At 51.2% G+C, this 18,364-nt stretch carries 20 protein-coding genes; 14 read left to right on the top strand and 6 right to left on the bottom strand.

Features of this window, described 5'->3' with window-relative positions; genetic code table 11:
• Positions 1 to 31: 31 nt before the first annotated feature.
• Together CLV60_RS10850 and CLV60_RS10855 are read right to left on the bottom strand one after the other, a co-directional pair.
• A complete protein-coding gene (locus CLV60_RS10850) occupies positions 32 to 856 on the bottom strand; it encodes a thiol-disulfide oxidoreductase DCC family protein (protein ID WP_106595385.1) in 825 nt (274 codons plus the stop codon).
• Between the two features lie 56 nt (positions 857 to 912).
• A complete protein-coding gene (locus tag CLV60_RS10855) occupies positions 913 to 1,419 on the bottom strand; it encodes a GbsR/MarR family transcriptional regulator (RefSeq protein WP_106595386.1) in 507 nt (168 codons plus the stop codon).
• Positions 1,420 to 1,586: 167 nt separating this feature from the next.
• Here CLV60_RS10855 and CLV60_RS10860 point away from each other — a divergent pair, with 167 nt between their 5' ends.
• Positions 1,587 to 2,759 carry a PQQ-dependent sugar dehydrogenase gene (locus tag CLV60_RS10860; RefSeq protein ID WP_106595387.1) on the top strand — a complete coding sequence of 391 codons (1,173 nt, stop codon included), beginning with the start codon at positions 1,587 to 1,589 and terminating at the stop codon, positions 2,757 to 2,759.
• Positions 2,760 to 2,769: 10 nt separating this feature from the next.
• Here the strand turns inward: CLV60_RS10860 and CLV60_RS10865 are convergent, their stop codons facing one another.
• Positions 2,770 to 4,698: a pectinesterase family protein gene (locus CLV60_RS10865; protein WP_106595469.1), complete on the bottom strand. Its 1,929-nt coding sequence runs from the start codon at positions 4,696 to 4,698 to the stop codon at positions 2,770 to 2,772.
• A 129-nt stretch (positions 4,699 to 4,827) separates the two neighbouring features.
• On the opposite strand from CLV60_RS10865, the gene CLV60_RS10870 reads away from it, so the two are divergent.
• From CLV60_RS10870 to CLV60_RS10890, 5 genes are all read left to right on the top strand, one after another.
• Positions 4,828 to 5,499: a CAP domain-containing protein gene (locus CLV60_RS10870; RefSeq protein WP_106595388.1), complete on the top strand. Its 672-nt coding sequence runs from the start codon at positions 4,828 to 4,830 to the stop codon at positions 5,497 to 5,499.
• A gap of 64 nt (positions 5,500 to 5,563) precedes the next feature.
• Positions 5,564 to 6,127, top strand: coding sequence for a Crp/Fnr family transcriptional regulator (locus CLV60_RS10875; protein ID WP_106595389.1), 564 nt, complete (start codon positions 5,564 to 5,566; stop codon positions 6,125 to 6,127).
• A 92-nt stretch (positions 6,128 to 6,219) separates the two neighbouring features.
• Entirely contained in the window at positions 6,220 to 6,978 is a 759-nt protein-coding gene (locus CLV60_RS10880) for a type 1 glutamine amidotransferase domain-containing protein (protein ID WP_211302230.1), read from the top strand.
• Positions 6,979 to 7,176: 198 nt separating this feature from the next.
• Positions 7,177 to 8,664 carry a sulfatase family protein gene (locus tag CLV60_RS10885; RefSeq protein WP_229210911.1) on the top strand — a complete coding sequence of 496 codons (1,488 nt, stop codon included), beginning with the start codon at positions 7,177 to 7,179 and terminating at the stop codon, positions 8,662 to 8,664.
• Positions 8,665 to 8,675: 11 nt separating this feature from the next.
• Positions 8,676 to 10,448: a sulfatase-like hydrolase/transferase gene (locus tag CLV60_RS10890; protein ID WP_211302231.1), complete on the top strand. Its 1,773-nt coding sequence runs from the start codon at positions 8,676 to 8,678 to the stop codon at positions 10,446 to 10,448.
• A gap of 12 nt (positions 10,449 to 10,460) precedes the next feature.
• Here CLV60_RS10890 and CLV60_RS10895 read toward each other — a convergent pair whose 3' ends face one another.
• On the bottom strand, positions 10,461 to 11,903 hold the full coding sequence (locus CLV60_RS10895) for a sulfatase family protein (protein WP_106595473.1): 1,443 nt from the start codon (positions 11,901 to 11,903) through the stop codon (positions 10,461 to 10,463).
• 133 nt (positions 11,904 to 12,036) lie between these two features.
• On the opposite strand from CLV60_RS10895, the gene CLV60_RS10900 reads away from it, so the two are divergent.
• The 5 genes from CLV60_RS10900 to CLV60_RS10920 are packed head-to-tail and all read left to right on the top strand — an operon-like array spanning position 12,037 to position 14,412.
• On the top strand, positions 12,037 to 12,360 hold the full coding sequence (locus CLV60_RS10900; protein ID WP_090379686.1) for an ArsR/SmtB family transcription factor: 324 nt from the start codon (positions 12,037 to 12,039) through the stop codon (positions 12,358 to 12,360).
• A 6-nt stretch (positions 12,361 to 12,366) separates the two neighbouring features.
• Positions 12,367 to 12,834 (top strand): SRPBCC domain-containing protein, encoded by a 468-nt coding sequence (locus CLV60_RS10905; protein WP_106595390.1) that lies wholly within the window; start codon positions 12,367 to 12,369, stop codon positions 12,832 to 12,834.
• 6 nt (positions 12,835 to 12,840) lie between these two features.
• Complete coding sequence (locus tag CLV60_RS10910) at positions 12,841 to 13,224, top strand: DoxX family protein (protein ID WP_106595391.1); 384 nt, start codon at positions 12,841 to 12,843, stop codon at positions 13,222 to 13,224.
• A gap of 12 nt (positions 13,225 to 13,236) precedes the next feature.
• Positions 13,237 to 13,809 carry a YdeI/OmpD-associated family protein gene (locus CLV60_RS10915; protein ID WP_106595392.1) on the top strand — a complete coding sequence of 191 codons (573 nt, stop codon included), beginning with the start codon at positions 13,237 to 13,239 and terminating at the stop codon, positions 13,807 to 13,809.
• Positions 13,810 to 13,845: 36 nt separating this feature from the next.
• The gene (locus CLV60_RS10920) at positions 13,846 to 14,412 is read left to right on the top strand and encodes a DUF4256 domain-containing protein (RefSeq protein WP_211302232.1); all 567 of its coding nucleotides are present in this window, start codon (positions 13,846 to 13,848) and stop codon (positions 14,410 to 14,412) included.
• A gap of 53 nt (positions 14,413 to 14,465) precedes the next feature.
• Here the strand turns inward: CLV60_RS10920 and CLV60_RS10925 are convergent, their stop codons facing one another.
• On the bottom strand, positions 14,466 to 15,455 hold the full coding sequence (locus CLV60_RS10925; RefSeq protein WP_106595393.1) for an aldo/keto reductase: 990 nt from the start codon (positions 15,453 to 15,455) through the stop codon (positions 14,466 to 14,468).
• A gap of 267 nt (positions 15,456 to 15,722) precedes the next feature.
• Here CLV60_RS10925 and CLV60_RS10930 point away from each other — a divergent pair, with 267 nt between their 5' ends.
• Genes CLV60_RS10930 through CLV60_RS10940 form a run of 3 tightly spaced genes read left to right on the top strand, consistent with a single transcriptional unit; the run spans position 15,723 to position 18,031 of the window.
• Positions 15,723 to 16,055, top strand: a complete 333-nt coding sequence (locus tag CLV60_RS10930) for a hypothetical protein (protein WP_106595394.1) — start codon at positions 15,723 to 15,725, stop codon at positions 16,053 to 16,055.
• 4 nt (positions 16,056 to 16,059) lie between these two features.
• A complete protein-coding gene (locus tag CLV60_RS10935; RefSeq protein ID WP_106595395.1) occupies positions 16,060 to 16,359 on the top strand; it encodes a hypothetical protein in 300 nt (99 codons plus the stop codon).
• Positions 16,349 to 18,031 carry a PepSY-associated TM helix domain-containing protein gene (locus CLV60_RS10940; protein ID WP_106595396.1) on the top strand — a complete coding sequence of 561 codons (1,683 nt, stop codon included), beginning with the start codon at positions 16,349 to 16,351 and terminating at the stop codon, positions 18,029 to 18,031. Before CLV60_RS10935 ends, CLV60_RS10940 begins: the two co-directional genes overlap by 11 nt.
• A gap of 9 nt (positions 18,032 to 18,040) precedes the next feature.
• On the opposite strand, the gene CLV60_RS10945 is transcribed toward CLV60_RS10940, so the two are convergent.
• Complete coding sequence (locus CLV60_RS10945) at positions 18,041 to 18,343, bottom strand: winged helix-turn-helix transcriptional regulator (RefSeq protein WP_229210912.1); 303 nt, start codon at positions 18,341 to 18,343, stop codon at positions 18,041 to 18,043.
• Between the last annotated feature and the right edge of the window lie 21 nt (positions 18,344 to 18,364).

An 18,364-nucleotide genomic window follows, 5' to 3' on the forward strand; every position in this document is an offset into this window, starting at 1 on the left:
TGGTAGAAATATAAGGTTGGGCCGCCTATATTCAGTTAAGCAGGTTTAATAAAACTATGACAATGATTAGACGGTACAAAATCCACGTAACGGTTGGCCAGTAACCTATCCCAAGTAGCCTGGATCGCCGCATGTGCTCCCGGATCATCAATGCAATGATGATTAACCCGCTAATCCCGGCGATTTGCCAGCCAAGATTGATCATACAAATAATGGTAGTCACAAAAAAGGTCAATGAGCCTGCGAGAGAGATTGTTGCGAGATTACCGAGATAATCCCAGGTTTTGCTCTTTTTACAAAACATTAGCACAAAGTATTGGAGCAAAATGTGTCCTGCACCGATCGCAAACTCCCGTACAAACATTTTGCCCGACACTGTAGCGCCAATTAACGCGGGGTAAGTGGTCATAACGAGCGATGTAACAACCCAGCTCAATATGATCCAAGCAATGCGATACTTCAAATTAAACGATGGCTGATACCCGAACGGATTTTCAGTAGCCGCTGCCGGGATGATCACGCGGCGGTTGTAGGAAATGAATGCGTAGGCTTTCGTCGCAATCCATAGAAACGGCTTCCAGCGGAATAACGGGGCCAGGAGGGGCATACTTGTTCCGCAAACTTTCAGCAGACTTTCGATGCCGTAGGTAACTTCGCCGGTGGCCTGGTTGACGAGCGCTATTTCGTTGACAGCGCGTTGCCAGTCGAGATTAGGGCAGGCCGCGCCGGCATATTGCTGGTAGGCCTCGCGGCCGTTTGCGTCCAGCAGCCCGTTTCGCACAAATGCGCCCGTGTAGAGGTAGCACATCGGGCACTCGGCGTCGTACAAAATGATGTGATTGTGCAGCGTTTTCATTTTTATAGTATATTTTGAATTTTCAGTAAAAATTGAAAGTTTGATTCAAAAAAATATTACTTGAACAATTTGAAAATACCACCCCAAAACCAGCTCTCTTCCGCACCTAACATGGTTTCCAGGGTTTTATCAACGTTTTTGGCCAGTTTGTTGATGTCCGTAACCGACTTGTTGAAGGTGCTGAATTCGGGATCATTGGCGTCACCGGTAACCTTCGACAGTTCGTCAAGCACTTTGATAACCGGCTCCAACTCGCGTTTGCGACGCTCTTTGGCTACCTGCTTGGCGATATTCCAGACATCCTTGTCGGCAAAGAAGTATTCCTTCCGCTCACCCGGCTTGTGTTGCTTTTCGATCAGCCCCCAGCCGATCAGGTCGCGGAGGGTCATGTTGGCATTACCGCGCGAAATGCTGAGGGTTTCCATGATTTCCTCGGTTGTAAGCGGGTCGGGAGAAATCAGGAGCAACGCGTGGACCTGCGCCATGGTGCGGTTAATGCCCCATTCGGAGCCGAGTTTGCCCCATGATTCGATGAATTTCCGTTTCGCGTCTTCGAGTTCCATATTTCAAAGGTAATAATGTATTTAAACTTTCAAAACTTTTTGAAAGTTTAAATATTAAAACTTCGTTGTAACGGGGTCGGAAGGCAATGAGAGTAAATCTGAAATGCATTTGACTTGTAATCGGGCAGGAAACTGGCTGCTATTTTTAACTCCCAACCCGATTTGCCATGAAACATTTAGTCATAAAGAGCCTCGCAGGGCTCGCCCTTCTAACCATTTGCAATGCTTCGAAGCCGCACGGCCCCGGCACTGCGGCGGGAGTAAAGGTGGTAGAGGCCTTTCCAAAGCTGCATTTCGATTATCCTGTCGACCTTACGCATTCAAATGACGGTACTAACCGCCTGTTTGTGCTGGAACAGGAAGGAACAATCCGCGTTTTTGAAAATGCCGCGGCAACCTCGTCTGCAAAAGTGTTTCTCGATATTAAAAAGCTGGTGAGTTACGGCGGTGAGGCGGGGTTATTAGGTCTAGCCTTTCATCCGGATTACAAAAACAATGGCTATTTTTTTCTGAATTACACGACGAAGGTATCCGGCAAACTCGAAACGGCCATTGTACGCTATAAAGTAAGCGCCAGTGATCCTGACCGCGCCGATCCCGCCAGTGCGGCGGTGCTTTTTACGTTCGATCAGCCATTTGATAATCACAATGGGGGAGCAGTAAAGTTCGGGAAGGATGGCTACCTCTATATTTCAACGGGCGACGGCGGCAGCTGGGGCGACCCGAGCAACAATGGGCAGAACAAAAGTGCCTGGCTTGGCAAGATCCTGCGCGTAGATGTAAACAGCAAGGCCAAAGGAAACTACGGAATCCCGGCCGACAACCCGTTTGCGGGTAACAAGGAGGGATTCAGGGAGGAAATATATGCTTACGGCTTGCGCAATCCATGGCGGATCAGCTTCGATGATCCTACCAATACGCTTTGGGCCGGGGATGTGGGGCAGAACAAGCGAGAGGAGATCAATATCATTGTCAAAGGAGGTAATTATGGCTGGCGGTTAAAGGAAAGTATCGACTGCTATAATCCCAAGCGGGATTGTAATGCGGAAGGGCTGATCGACCCTGTGCTCGATCTCCCGCAAGCCAATGGCGAGCACTCGGTAACCGGCGGGTTTGTGTACCGCGGTAAGGCGGTGCCTTCGCTCGCGGGCAAATATGTATTCGGGGATTATGTGAGTGGGAGGGTTTTCGCGCTCGAAACCCAAAATGGCAAAGCGGTAAAAAACAGCGTGATTGCCGAAGGGGTAGGGCAAATATCCGCCTTCGGTACCGACCAGTCCCATGAGCTTTATATCTGTAACCACGGTACAGGAAAGATCATGAAACTGGCACAGCCCTAATTGGGCCTGCTTATTCGGAAACAGTACGTGGGCTGCCTGGCAGGACTTTTTTCAAGAAAGCCGAGACCGTGGCAAGCGTAGGTTCAAACCACGGATCGAAGAACATGAAAGTGTGCGGGGCGTCGGAGAAGGTCTTTACTTCGCTGTATGTCCCGAATGCATTTAGTTTTTGGATAAAATCCGTTCTTCCCGCGTGCATACGTTCCACCGAGCTATTGATAAACAGAAACGGCGGCGTTTTCGCGCTCACGTGTGCAAGCGGAGCGGCTTCGTTCCAGAGGTCGGGGCGCTCGCTTTTGGGATAGCCAAACCAGTAGGTAGCTGCGGAAATCGATCTGGAATCGTCACCCTCGCCCGATTCAGGGTGGATGAACGCTAGCGTACCATCAATGTCGATCACAGCCTGCACGGCGCTCGATCCTTCATTTTGGGCGCCTTCAAATTGGGATATTCCGTTCGTCGCGCCAACAAATGCGGCGAGTTCACCGCCAGCCGAAAAACCCAGAATGGCAATGCGTGCGGGATCGATATTGTAGTCTTTGGCGTGTGACCGCGTCCAACGTACCGCGGCCTTGAGGTCGTGCACCGCGGCGGGGTAGAGGGCCTGCGTGGAAAGACTGTAATCGGCTGTGATGCAGACGTATCCCTTGCTTGCGAGCTTACGCGCGAGGGTGTTGTTGTGTGTGCGATCGCCCGAGCGCCAGCCTCCGCCGTGCACCATCAGGACCGCCGGCAAAAGCATCTTTCCCCGTTTTTTAGGTTTGTACACATCCAGCGATAGCTTTTTCCCGCCGGTCGTCGTGCGGTAGGCAATGTTTCGGACGACCTGCACCGTGGCCGGCATTGTGGAATCCGCGATGCGGATATTCGGATAGCGCGCGATTTCATGCCGGTAAGAACCTTTCACCGAGAAACTGGTATCCGGTATGCCCGAGGGCTGCAAGCGCAGTTTCTTGCGAGGAACCCAGCCGGAGAATATATTTTCGATCGTGTATTTTTCCCTTTCCTGCGGCGTGAGCTGTTTCGACCAGGCCACGCGGGCGGCTGCATTCGCGCCGGCCCCGGTGCTGTTGTATTCGGCGTAAAATGCGGTTTTCTCCTTTTCAGGGAACATATTGTCGCCCTTCCACGGGTCCCAGCCTTCTTTTACGATGTGCCCGCCCATTTCGGTATCGATGAAAACCGTTTTGGCGAATGGCCGCCACGGGCGACCGAGGTACACCTTCGTCGCTTCCTCGTTGGCCGTAAGTTTGCAGTTTAAAAACACATAGCCGTAGGCCTGCTCGCGGGTGGTGGAGGCGGCGGTAATGTATGAGTTGGTGAGGCTTTGAATGGTACAACGCTGGAAAACGGCGGTAGCTTCTCCGAAAATGAAGTCGGTGGTACCGGTGATGAGGCAATCCTTGTAAAAATTCCGGCCGTCTTTGGAGGTGTATAATGTGTCCTGATTGCCCAGAATACGGCAATTGTAAACGTCGATGCGGTCGCCCTCGGTGGCCAGCGCCACGGCCTGGCCCACGCGCCCGGCAGTGTTTTCGATGGTCAGGTTTTGCAGGGTGCAGTCGCTGGCCTGCACCAGCACCGTATAGGAAGTATAGGTGCTGAACTTTGCATTGCCGGTGAAATCGCGCTGCGGAAAGTCCTTGCCCGAAAAGTCGTTGTGGGTAATGATGGTGTGTTCGGCACTCTCGCCGATTAGTGTAATATTTTTTTTCCAGGCGGGGATTACGAGCTTTTCGTGGTAGGTGCCATTTTTGACCCGGATAGTGGCCCTGATCTGCGAATGGTCGCGCACGGCATTCACGGCTTCCTGGATTGTCCTGAAATCGCCGCTTCCATCCTGGGCGACGGTAAATTGCTGCCCGATGGCCTGTACCTGCCCTTGTACATGGAGGCAAAGCAAGAGGCAAATAAACAACAGACCGATTTTCGTTGACATATTCTGTGAAATGGTTTTTAATAATGCAGTCAGTGAAAGTATAACTGCACCGCAAAGTTTTTTAAATATTATTTTATTATTATTTTTCATCCATATTGTTCTAAATGATTCAATTCATTTTGCAATGCCATGGAAACCCTTATCATTTTTGCCCTCTATTTGTATTCGCATTTAGGAATCGACCTGCATAAAAACCAGTATTATGCAGTCGATGACGGCCGTTTTTTTGCATTACCCAAATGCAATGAACTGATCCCATTGCAGAACCCCGATACGCTTTTTCTGGATGCGGCCGTTTTTCATGCCAGTAATGAAGTGAGAAGAAAATATGGTTTGGCACCATTTGAATATGACCCTGGTTTATACCTGGCGTCGTCAGGCCATGCCACTTCGATGGTGTATCGCATGTTTTTCAATCATACCAATCCATACAGCCCCTACGAACGCACGGCACAGCGGCGGGTGGAATTGTACACCAAAAGATTTAGAAGGATTGCTGAAAACATCGGCAAATACCAAACTTTGGTTAGCGGTGATTTTATGATCGCGCGATTTGACCGCCGTTTAAAACAATATGAGTTCCTAAATGAAAGCGATCACAAACTTTGCATTCCCTTCACTTATGCCGCCTATGCAAGGTTTGTCGTAGAGCAATGGATGGCTTCGCCGCCGCACCGGAGTAATCTGATGAACCCGGCTTACACTTACCTCGGTTGTGCCGCACGACTCTCGCCCGAACCTTATCTTCATAAAAAAGCTCCCTACGGAAGCCTCGTGCAAAACTTCGGCGGGGTGCAGTGAATGATTTAGAGTATAAATTCGTAGAATTGCCATTAACGGCATTTTACGGATTGACCTGCAAATCATGTTTGAGGAACTCAAAACCCATTTTGGCAAGCTGGTATCGCTCACACCCGAAGAGTTTGCGTATGTCAGTTCGCATTTCACCAGCCGAAAATTCAGAAAGCATCAATTCGTCGCACAGCAAGGCTCGCCGGTAAGTCATGACTTTTTTGTCGTGAAAGGCCTGCTGAAATCATCATTCGTCAATGAGCAGGGGAAAGAGCATATCCTTCAATTGGCGATGGAGGATTGGTGGATATCGGATTACCAGGCATATTTCAATCAAACCGACGCCACGCTCGATATTACTTGTGTGGAAGACGTGGAAGTGCTTTGCTTGTCGCTGGCGAACCGGGAAAAGCTTTGCAGCGAATTGCACCAGATCGAACATTTTTTTAGAAAAAAGTCGAATGCGGGATATATCGCCCTGCAAAGGCGCATATTGTCTTTGATGAGCCAAAGTGCTGCCGAGCGCTATCACGAATTGCTCCAAATGTACCCTTCACTGGCCCAACGCCTGCCGAAAACACTGCTGGCCTCTTACCTGGGCGTGTCACGCGAAACGCTCAGCCGCCTGTCTGCCTAGTGTGATCTACATCACATCAAAGTAGTGACCTTCTTCCTGTCGCATCCCGGGGGCAGGAGGCAATTTTGCATTGTCAAAACAATTCAGAAAACATGGCAAATACTTTGGTAAAACTAGCCCTCGCGGCTTCTGTGATCAGTTCGAACAGTGACGCGATGGCCCAGACAGGACAAAAAATGGAAAAGAAAATTCTATTCGTGGTTACGAGCCACGATACAAAAGGCAGCACGGGCGAACCTACCGGATATTATCTAGGCGAAGTATCCCACCCATGGGAGGTGCTTGCAGAGGCAGGTTATGAAATAGATTTTGTAAGCCCGAAGGGCGGTAAGGCGCCGGTAGACGGTTTCGATCTGACGGATCCGGTCAACAAGAAGTTTTGGGAAAACGAAGAGGCTCGCAGAAAGGTGGAGCACACGCTGACTCCCGACGCGGTAAAACCGCAGGATTACCAGGCGATTTTCTATGCAGGAGGCCACGGGGCCATGTGGGATTTCGCTGGCGACGCGAAGCTTGCAACGATTGCGGCTGAAATTTACGCGCGAAACGGTGTGGTGGCGGCTGTGTGCCACGGCCCGGCCGGGTTGGTCAATATCAAACTTGCCGACGGCAGCTATTTGGTGAATGGGAAGAAAGTCAATGCATTTACGAATGAGGAAGAGACAGCGGTAGGACTGGAAAAAGTCGTACCCTTTGCTTTGGAGACGAGGCTGATTGAACGCGGGGCGAAATTCGAGAAGTCGGGGAAATGGCAAACACACGTGGTGACCGACCAGCGGCTTGTCACAGGACAAAACCCGCAGTCGGCCAAAGCGGTAGGACTGGCGATGCTGAAAATCCTTGGAGAATAAGGAAGGTGTATTTTGATAAGCCGGTGTCCGAAATCACGAGTGGTTTCGGGCGCCGGCTTTTGTTCTTAAGTGTAATGGAACGGTGGTAAATTGCGCTAACTTCCGGGCGGTACATTGCAAACCCGAGTAAAATGGTGGGATAAGTGTGTAAATTAGCGCCGAACGTCTTTTGAGTTTGTATTAAACACTAAACCTGCATTGAAAACCTTTACAAGTCTGCGCTGGCTGTGGGCCGTGTTGCTGGTCGCGCCATTCTTCCTTCAATATCTGCCTGAAAAGCAATCGGCTCCCAAGCCCGCTGCAAAGCCCAATATCCTGTTCATCTTTGCAGACGACCAACGTGCCGACGCGCTGGGGATCGCCGGTAACACGGTGGTGAAAACGCCTAATATCGACCAGCTGGCGAAATCGGGCACCCGATTTGAGAACTGCTACGTCATGGGCGGGCATCACGGGGCGATCTGCGCGCCCAGCCGCGCGATGCTCATGAGCGGAAAAAGCCTGTTTCATGTATACGATGTGCTGGACGGTGTACATACGATGCCCCAGCATTTTGCGGAAAACGGGTACGAAACTTTCGGTACCGGCAAATGGCATAACGGCGGCCAAACCTTCGAAGCCTCATTTCAGAAGGGTAAGGCCGTCATGCTAGGGGGGATGAGCGACCATTTTCAGGTGCCTGTACGGGATTTGAACAATGGAAAACTCGGCGAGCCGGTGGTGAAAGGGTTCTCAACCGACATTTTTGCCGAAGCAGCGCTTTCTTATATTGATGAGTACGCAAAAGGCAAAAAAGCCAATCCGTTCTTCTGCTACATTGCCTACACCGCGCCGCACGATCCGCGTTCGCCGCGCGAAGATTATATCGGCAAATACCCTGAAAAAGACATTCCATTGCCAGGGAACTTTAAAGTTGTGCACCCATTCGACTATGGTGAAGCGCAGGTGCGAGACGAAAACCTGGCACCGTGGCCGCGAACGCCGGAAATGGTTAAAGCCACTTTGTCGGACTACTACGGCCTGATCAGTCACCTCGATGCCCGCGTGGGCGACATTATCCGCTCGTTGAAGGAAAAGGGACTTTACGAGAACACAATCATCGTTTACGCCGCCGACAACGGCCTGGCCGTGGGTAGCCACGGGTTACTGGGCAAGCAAAGCCTGTACGAGCATAGCATGAAGGTGCCTTTCATCATCACCGGGCCGGGTATTCCGAAAAACCAGGTGTCCAATGCGCTGGTGTACCTCTACGACATTTTTCCGACGCTGGCATCGGTTACAGGCCTACCCAAACCCGATGCGGTCGACGGCAAAAGCCTCTCAGAGGTGATCAGCGGTAAGTCCCAAGGCGTCCGGGAAAGCAGCTTTACGGCCTACCGCAACCTGATCAGGGCGGTGCGGGACGAGGAATGGAAGCTGATACGCTACCCGAACCGCGATTACACCCAGCTTTTCAACCTTAAAAAAGACCCGCTGGAAACGGAGAATTTGTCGGGCAAAGCCGAATACCGCCAGAAGGAGGAAAGTTTGAAAAAGGTGCTGATCCAATGGCAGCAGCAGACCGGGGATACCGTGGCCTACACGGCCAAAACGATCCTTCCAATGCAATACGATCCCACGAAGTCCGCGCGGACCATGGATAAGTTTCAGCCTAAATACACGCAGGATCGGTATTTTAAGAAGTAAATGTTAAAATCATGAAAAACGCCTGCTGCTCGGTTCGTGCGATGCTCCTGGCATTGTGTGTATTAATGTTTTGGAATGCGAATGCGCAAAAGCGCCCTAATGTTGTCCTCATCCTGGCGGACGATCAGGGCTGGGGCGATTTGAGCATCAATGGCAACACCAATGTACGTACGCCGAATATCGATCGCATCGGGAAGGAAGGGGCGCAATTTTCAAGGTTTTACGTCTCGCCTTTGTGCGCTCCCACGCGTGCGGGCCTGCTCACCGGGCGCTACCACTACCGCACGGGCGTGTGGGGCGTGTCCAACTCGCGGGAATTTATGAATCTCGACGAGATGACGCTGGCCGATCTGTTGAAAAGAGCCGGCTATGCCACCGGCTGCTTCGGTAAATGGCATAACGGAAGCCAGTATCCCTACCATCCCAACGGACGCGGGTTCGATGAGTTTTACGGAATGCTTAGCGGGCATTATGCCAATTATTTCAGCACCACGGTCGACCACAATGGTGAACCTGCGAAAAGCTCCGGCTACATTGCCGACGATCTGACGACGAAGGCCATTGATTTTATTGAAAAGAGTAAGAAGGCTAACAAGGCATTCCTGTGCTACATCCCTTACAATACGCCGCATTCGCCTTTCCAGGTGCCGGACGAGAACTATAACCGGGTAAAAGCGCGAGGTATCCGGCAATTTAGCCAAAACCGGGCGGAGGAAGACGAAGAAACGACGATCGCTGCATTGGCCATGACCGAGAACATCGACGACAATGTAGGCCGGATCCTGAAAAAGCTCGACGACCTGAAACTCACGGACAATACGATCGTCATTTATCTCAGCGACAACGGGCCCAATTCCTGGCGATGGAACGGCGGTATGAAGGGCAGGAAGGGTACGCCGGGCGAAGGCAGCGTGCGCGTACCATTCCTTATTCGATGGCTGGGGGTAATTCCCGCGGGAAAGGTGGTAAACGGCAATGCGGCATACATCGACCTGCTTCCCACATTGACCGATCTGACGGGTATTCCCATGAAAAAAACGGGCAAACCACTCGACGGTATCAGCCTCCAACCGGCTTTGACCGGCGACACCGAGTTGCCCGACCGGCTGTTATTTTTATCCATTAACAAAAACAACAGCGTAAGGAAGCGGCATTATTTGTACCAAAACAATGCGTTGTACGACCTCTCCAAAGATTCGACCCAGCAATACGACATCGCTTCTCAATACCCGGCTTTGACCGACAGCCTTCGCACGGCGTTCGATCAATGGTATGCCGAAGTTTACAAAAATGTAGATTCAACCCGCGGGCTGCCGGTAGGTTACAGGCAGTTTCCCCAAACCGTGTTACCATCCCAGGACGCTGTTCTGCATCGATCGTCCAGCGGCAGACTTTCTTACAGCGCCTCCGCACCCAACTCATCCTGGATTGCAAACTGGTCGGATACGGCTTCCTACGTAAGCTGGAACGTGGATGTGCACACCGCGGGCAGGTATCAGGTGAATATCCGCTACACAAGCGCCGACGCGGGCGACGCATTCAAATTAGTCTTGAATAGGAGCCAAATCTCCGGGAGGATCCCCGAAGCATTTGACCCGCCGCTCATTCCAAGCCCTGACCGCGTGAAAAGAACGGCCGAGTCTTACGAAAAGGAATTCAGGACATTGAAAGTGGGTGAAGTGAGGCTGGAAAAGGGTCAGGGCGAGTTGAAATTGCTTGCCACCGAGCTGAAAGGTGGCAAGTTTGCAGATATCAGGGCTGTTGAGTTGGTGCTTTTGAAATAATCTACTCAGTAATCAAAACGGCCCCTTCGCATTCACGCGATCCGCATTTCTGGCGGCGCCGGGCATTTCGCCGCGCTTGTCCTTCGCGGGTAGCGGCTCGCCGGTTTCGCGGTCGTACCAGTCGGGGGTGAGATGCTCGGGAACGGTATCGCCGGTGTCGTGCTGCCATTGGGCTAGTACCTTTTTCAAAGTTTGGATTTGTTTGGAATAAGTCTGGTTTCCAAGCAGGTTCTCGACTTGCGCAGGGTCCTTGAAATTGTCGAAGAACTCTTCCGAGGGGCGCGGTACCTTAAAGGCGTCGTCCTGCAACGGGCTTAACTTGCCGGTTTTCCGTGCGGCTTTCAAGGCTTTGGCCGACGGGCTCTGGTTGGCGTCGATGGGGCCGCCATTGTCGAGTTGCCGCCTTTTATTGATGATGTATAAAAAATCTTTCGTGCGTACGGCGCGCTCGTAAGCTTCGTAATCATGCCAGTTGTGTTCTGCGAATATATAGTTTCTGAATTCCTGAGCCGGATTTTTGAACAACTGCAAAAAGCTTTTGCCCTGGAAAGTCGGCCCGGCACTGATACCTGCGACGGCAAGTAATGTCGGTGCAATGTCCACAGCGCTGACCAGGCTCTGGCAGGTTTGGTCGGCCCCGATTCCCGCCGGCCATTTCACGAGGAACGGCGTTTTAATGCCGGCGTCCGTCAGCCGTGTTTTGCTTCCCGGGAAAGGACGTCCGTTGTCGGCTGTGAAAATGATGAGGGTATTATCTGAAAGTCCCTGGGCGGCAAGTTCTTTTTCCAATTCTCCTACATAATGGTCCAGCCGGGCTATTTCATTGTAATACGAAACCAGGTCTGCCCGCGTCTCGCGCGTATCTACGAGCGTAGGCGGCACCTCTACGTCACGCGCGGGATCGTGCTGCGGGCCGTTGGTCGATGCCGACCAGGGCCGGTGGGCATCGTAAGGCGAGAGCCAGAAGAAGAACGGCTTGTTGCGAGGTCTGGCTTTCAGGAGGTTAATCCATTGTACTTCACCGCCTTCTCCATTCTGTGCCTGGTTTACCAGCAATGTATCGTAAGCACGCCGCGTGTTGGGCCCTTCGTGCCATTTGCCGGCCAATGCCGTGTAATATCCTTTCTGTTTCAATAGCTCAGGGAAGTATTTCAAATGTGCCGGGAGTGGGGAATGCAACTCAGCCGCACCGGTATTGTGCGGGTACCGGCCCGTGAGGATGCTCGTACGGCTGGGGCTGCACGAGCTGGCTGTGAGGAACATATTGGTGAACTTGATGCCTTCCCGGGCGAGCTTGTTGAGGTTCGGTGTTTTCACTTTGCCATTCCCATATGCGCCGATATCGTCCCAGCTGATGTCGTCGCCGATGATGAATATGATATTGACCGGCTGTGCGGCCTGCGCAGCAATGCTGGTCAAAAGCCATGCAAGCAGAAGAAAATAGCGACGTGTCATGTTTCCGGGATTATATTGAAAAGACCCAATGCGTTCACAAAAAGCCATTTAACTATTAATTTTTCAAAAAAAATCATAAAAAATTTGCGTAGTTAAGTGGCTACATATAGATTTGTAGTCAAATAACTACGCAATGAACCTGAGACGAGATGTATTTCAAGCCATAGCAGACCCGACCAGAAGGGCGATCCTGCTACTGTTGGCGTCGCAATCCCTGACCGCAGGGGCGATCGCCTCGAACTTCGATACTGCCAGGCCAACGGTTTCCAAGCATTTGCAGATACTCACCGAATGCGAATTGCTGAAACAGGAGCAGACCGGCCGGGAAATTTACTATCACTTAAATCCCAACAAAATGAAAGAGATCGCCGACTTCATCGAGCCTTTCCGGCAAATGTGGGATGACCGGTTCAACAAGCTGGAATCCATTATGAAAAACTATCAATCCAAAAAATAACGAAACATGGAACGGAAGACGAAAATCAATGCCCAGGAGGGCAGGCAGGACCTGGTAATAACCCGGGAGTTTGAGCTGCCGCTCGACCTGCTTTTCAAGGCATACGTAGAGCCGGAGATCGTGGAGCAATGGATGAGTACGAAAGTAGTAAAGCTCGAAAGCAGACCGCACGGGAGCTGGCAGTTTGAAACGTCCGACCCGCAGGGCAATGTGGTATTGCGAATGAACGGCGTGATCCACGAATTCGTGCCGGAGCAGAAAATTACGCGCACGTTTCAAATGGAAAATACGCCTTACCCGGTGCAGCTCGAATTTCTGGTATTCGAAAGGCTCACCGATGAGACCAGTAAGGTTACCATGCAGATCGTCTACAAGTCGCCGGAAGATCGGGAGGCCGCGTTGAAACTTCCTTTTGCGGCGGGCATCAATATGGCGCACAACCGCCTGGAACAAGTTGTCAAACAATTAATATAAACCACCATGGAAAAGAGAAACAGAATCATCTACTGGATTTTTACCGCCTGGCTCGCGCTCGGCATGACTTCTACCGGCATTGTGCAGCTCATGAAAATGAAGGAAGAGGTAACAATGTTCGCGCACCTGGGTTATCCCGAGTACCTGCTGACGATTATCGGCGTCTGGAAAATTTTGGGCGTAGTTGCAGTACTTATTCCTAATTTCCAGCTTCTGAAAGAATGGGCGTACGCGGGGTTCTTCTTTTGCATGTCGGGTGCGATCGTTTCGCACATGGCATTGGGCGACCCGATCGGTGAGGTTGCACCGCCGCTTTTGCTGCTGGTTTTGACGGTAATATCCTGGTATTTCCGCCCGGCAAGCAGAAAGTTGATCCCTGTTCAAATTTAAAAGCACCTGATCATGAATAGCAAAGTCGACGCATATGTAGTCCAGGCCGGGCAATGGCGGGAAATAATAGAAGAATTACGAACCATTGCCATGGACTGCGGGCTGACGGAGGAGTTTAAATGGGGCAAGCCCTGCTATTCCTTCGAAGGGACCAACATCGTGGTTATCCAGGGGTTCAAAGCCTATTGTGCATTGCTGTTCATGAAAGGTTACCTGCTGAGCGATCCCGAAAACATCCTGATCAAAACGGGTGAAAATACGAAGGTGGGACGGCAGATACGCTTCGCCACGGCGGAGGATGTTACCGCATTGGAGCCGGTGATTAAAGCCTACATCCGCGAAGCGGTGCAGGCGGAGCAATCGGGTGTGAAGGTAACGATCGACAAATCATTACCTGCACCGCCGGAATTGCAGGACACTTTCGATGAAATCCCCGCATTGAAAAAGGCCTTCGACGCATTGACGCCCGGACGGCAGCGGGCATATATCATCTATTTCACTGCCTCCAAACAAACCCAGACCCGCCGGCTGCGCATCGAGAAAAATATCGAGCGGATCCTGAATGGTAAAGGTCTGAACGACTAACGTTTTTTAGTAAGTTAAATTAAAAGAAGAAACACTATGGCCATTGATAAAAAAGAGCTGTCGGCAGAAGGCCGCGATGAACTGTTTAAAACCTTAAAAACACGTTTTGAAAAACATAAAGGCCGTCACGAGGGCATCAAATGGGCCGATGTGGAGGCAAGGTTGAATGCCAAACCGGAAAGATTGTGGTCGCTCGACCAGATGGAGTTGACCGGCGGAGAACCGGACGTGATCGGTTTCGATAAAAAGACGGGCGAGTACATTTTCTGCGATTGCGTGGCCGAAAGCCCCAAAGGCCGCAGGAGCCTTTGCTACGACCGTGATGCGTGGGAGTTCAGAAAAGAACACAAACCGGAAAACACCGCATTGGACATCGCCGCCGAAATAGGTATCGAAATCCTCGATGAAGAAGGATATCGTCATTTGCAGACGCTCGGCAAGTTTGATCTCAAAACATCGAGCTGGATCAAAACCCCCGCCGATATCCGCAAGCTTGGCGGTGCGGTGTTCTGTGACCGCCGGTACGACACCGTTTTCTACTACCACAACGGCGCTGAATCGTATTATGCCGCCAGAGGTTTCCGAGGCACGTTGCGGGTTTAAGGAGGTTAAGCCGTAGGCCGTAAGCTATAAGCTCACGGCCTACGGCTTACTGCTTACTGCACAAAATCAATCAGATACCCGTCGATAGTCCGCAATTCATCAGGCGACAGTGCGATATTCATTGCTTGCGCATTGGAAATGGCTTGTTCCGTATTGCGCGCACCCGCCAGTACGACGGTAATGCCCTTTTGAAGCGTCGTCCAGCGGAGCACCAGCTGGGCGAGTGTCGCATTCTTTTCTTCGGCAATGGGCGAGAGCTTTTCGAGCAATCCTTTCACTTTTTCGAGATCGAACTGGCCGAAATAGCCGTTGCGATGATCGTCGCTTTTCAGGGTTTCGTTCCGGAAATACTTTCCTGACAGTAACCCCCTTTCCATGGGACTGTAAGCGATGATCCCGATGTTATTTTCAACCGTGTAGGGCACCAGTTCCGTCTCAATCGCGCGGTTCAGCATGCTGTACGCCACCTGGTTGGAGGCTGGAACGAACGTCTTGGAGGCATCTTTCAGCAATGGTAAGCCATGGTTGGAGACACCCGCCGCGCGGATTTTCCCCTGCCGGATGAGCGTTTCCATCGCCTCCATAGTCTCATCAATTGGCGTGGTAATGTCCGGCCAGTGTTGTTGCAACAGGTCGATGTAGTCGGTATTCAGCCTTTTGAGGCTTTCTTCCACTTCTTTGATAATATTCGCTTTCGAGGAGTATTTGTAAACCGAAAGGTTTTGGCCATTGTCTTCGATATCAAAAAAATGAGCGCCGTTTCGGCCATTACTGCCGTCCCAAACGAGCCCGAACTTGGTAAGGATCTGCACTTTCGTCCGGTCTATGCCTTTTAATGCGTCCGCAATCAGCTCTTCACTCAAACCGAAGCCGTAAAACGGAGCGGTATCCAATGAAGTAACCCCGTGATCGATTGAGGCGTGAATCGCTTCGATCGAGTCTTTTTTCTCATTTCCGCCCCACATCGTGCCGCCAATGGCAAACGCGCCGTAAGTGATTGCTGACAGTTGGAGGTCGGTATTTCCTAATGTTCTGTATTCCATTTTGATCAATGTGATATTTCCGGCTACAAAAATCCGTCGAATTGATGTATCCTCAAAATAACATAGATCATAGGTTTCTATAAGTGTAGTGATAGCTCATGTAACTGGCTATATCTTTTTTTACATTGCCGCTGCCCGTAGCCGTCGTTTTTAAGCTTTTCATATTATATTTGAATGTTCTTAATTAAACTAATTATAAATAATTACAAATAACCGATTTTAAATTAACCTGTTAAGGTGCTGATTGTGCACCATCTCCGTTAACCTATGTTCAGTACCATCTGTTTACTCTTCTTACTCGGGTTCATGTTCTGGATGAACACCTCTACGCGAATCTCCTGGCCCGATAAAAATGCCGTCATGGCCTTTATGGCCGCTAACCCATCGTACAGCCGTGTTGCGGCGGGGGCATTGTTTGCGATTGCTACCGGCCTGTGTGTGGGTTTGATGGGGGCGGGGAGCGGCCTCTTCGCTGCGGTTGTGATCCTGATGACAGCCGGCTCTGTGTCTGTGCTTTTTTTTCCGTTCCGTTACTTCGGGTCGGTGGGAGTCGCGATACTTTACCTGTGTGCGGTGACGCTCGAACTTGTTATCAACTGATTTTATGCCTGCCAATAAGAAATACCTGACCCAATCGCCCTGGCTGCGGCTGAGCAAAATCCTCGCCGGCAGTATCGGCGGGTATGCCGTTATGATGAGCCTGCATTTATTTTTCACAGCTTTCCTGCCCAAAGAAGACGTGATCATCACGGCCTGTTTTACCGGTTATATCCTGTGGGCTTTTCTGCTGCTTTATGCATTCATCGCCACGAACGTATGGCGTGTGTGGGGACTTTACATTCTTCTGACTATCGTATTTGCACTGCCTTATCTACTGAAATTCAACCTTAACCATGGATCCTAGGAAGTATAACATCTATTTTCACACCCACACCATCAGCGGGATCATCATTGCCGCGGTGTTGTATGTCATATTTTTTGCAGGATCTTTTTCCTTTTTCAAAGATGATATTGCTGCCTGGCAAAAGGGGCGGTCGGAAGTAGGGCACCAGTTTGACCCGCCATACAACCACCTGCTCGACTCACTTTCGCAGCATTATAATCTCCGGGGGCGCAACTTCAATTTTTATCTGCTGCGCCAGGGCCAGGGGACATACGTGGATATGACGGCCTCGCAGGACACGACCATCAGCAAGCCCAAGCCGAAACCTAAAAAGGAGGAAGGACGACGGAAAAGAGGGAGGAGGGACGATGACGACGCGGCTTATTTCCGCTACCATTTTGCCGATAAAAAGGCTGGCGACTATTCCGATAGTTATGATATGGCGGAGTTTTTGTACCGCCTGCATTTCCTGGCGCAGCTGAACCAGGTCGGTATCAATATCGGTACGCCATTCGGCTACCTGGTAGCAGGTATCGTCGCATTCCTTTTCCTTTTCGCGCTGATTACCGGCTTGTTGCTGCATTGGGACAAGATCAAATCCAATTTCTTCCTGTTCAGGCCGATGAGCAAATGGAAGACGGTCTGGACGGATATGCACACTGTTCTGGGGGTAATCGGTTTCCCGTTCCAGCTGGTGTTTGCGGTGACAGGCGTGGTGCTGATCGTGAACTACGTGTTGCTCGCTCCATTTGCCAACCTGCTCTACAACGGCGATTCCGACAAGCTGTACGAAAGCCTGCAATACAACAAGACCATTAAGGTGGATTACACCTACAAGCCCAAGAACGGGACCTTCGACATGGATGCATTCGTGGGGAAATGGCAGAAGGAGTGGAAAGACGCTAAAATCTCCCGCATTTACATCCGCAATTACATGGATGAGAGCATGCAGGTGAGCCTGGAAGCCAAACCGAACGCCGAGACCAACTTCGCCGGATCGGGATTTGCGACGGTCAACATTGCCAGCGGAAAAGTGCTGGAACAAAAGTCGCCCAATACCGACGGAAACTACATCGACGGCGTCAAGAGCCTGGTGTACCACCTGCATTTCGGAGATTTCGGTGGGAAGCCGCTGCGGATCGTGTTCTTCCTGCTGGGGCTGATGGGCTGCGCGGTGATCATTTCGGGCATTATGATCTGGCTGGTGGCACGCGACAAGGTCGCTACCGAGCTCCGCAAGCGCCGGTTCAATTTTTGGGCGAGCAACTTCTTCCTGGCGGCTTGTCTGAGTATGTTACCGGTAACGGCCTTTACTTTTATCATGGTCAAAATGCTCGATCACGTCGATCAGGCAGTGATTTACCGAACCTATTTTTACAGCTGGCTAGGGCTGGGTGTTTACCTGATGGCGCTCCGCAGCCTGCCGCGGATGAACCGACATACCCTGATCCTTTCGGCTGTCCTTTGCCTGGGCGTACCCATTGCCAACGGCATTTCCTCCGGTCTCTGGATCTGGAACACCTGGCAGCAGGGGGCTTTTGATATTTTCTTTATCGACGCCCTGTTTATCGTGCTCGCAGGTTCGTGCGCATATGCATTCACCCGTGTGAATGCGGAGGCGAAGACTTTCAAGGTGCTCAGCCTGCGCAAAGCGCCCGAAAAAGTGTTAAAGACAAGCGTGGTCAGAGAATAGGGTGACGCCTCACCGGGACGGCGTTTGCCGCTGGTAATCCTCGCCCCATGCACAAAGCGAATCCATGATGGGGATCAGGCTTTTGCCGATCTCTGTCAGCTTGTACTCCACCCGCGGCGGTGATTCTGCATAGGCCTCGCGCAGCAGAATGCCGTCCCGTTCCAATTGCTTCAACTGTGCCGTAAGCGTCGCCTGCGTAATGTGGGGAAGCTTGCGGCGCAGCACACCGAAACGCATCGGGCACTCCTCCCGGATCTTGTTCAGGAGCATCAGCTTCCATTTCCCGCCGATGATATCGAGCGTGATATTCATGTTGCAATTTTTTTCTGCAAA

Source organism: Dyadobacter jiangsuensis, assembly GCF_003014695.1.
Taxonomy (GTDB): Bacteria; Bacteroidota; Bacteroidia; order Cytophagales; family Spirosomataceae; genus Dyadobacter; species Dyadobacter jiangsuensis.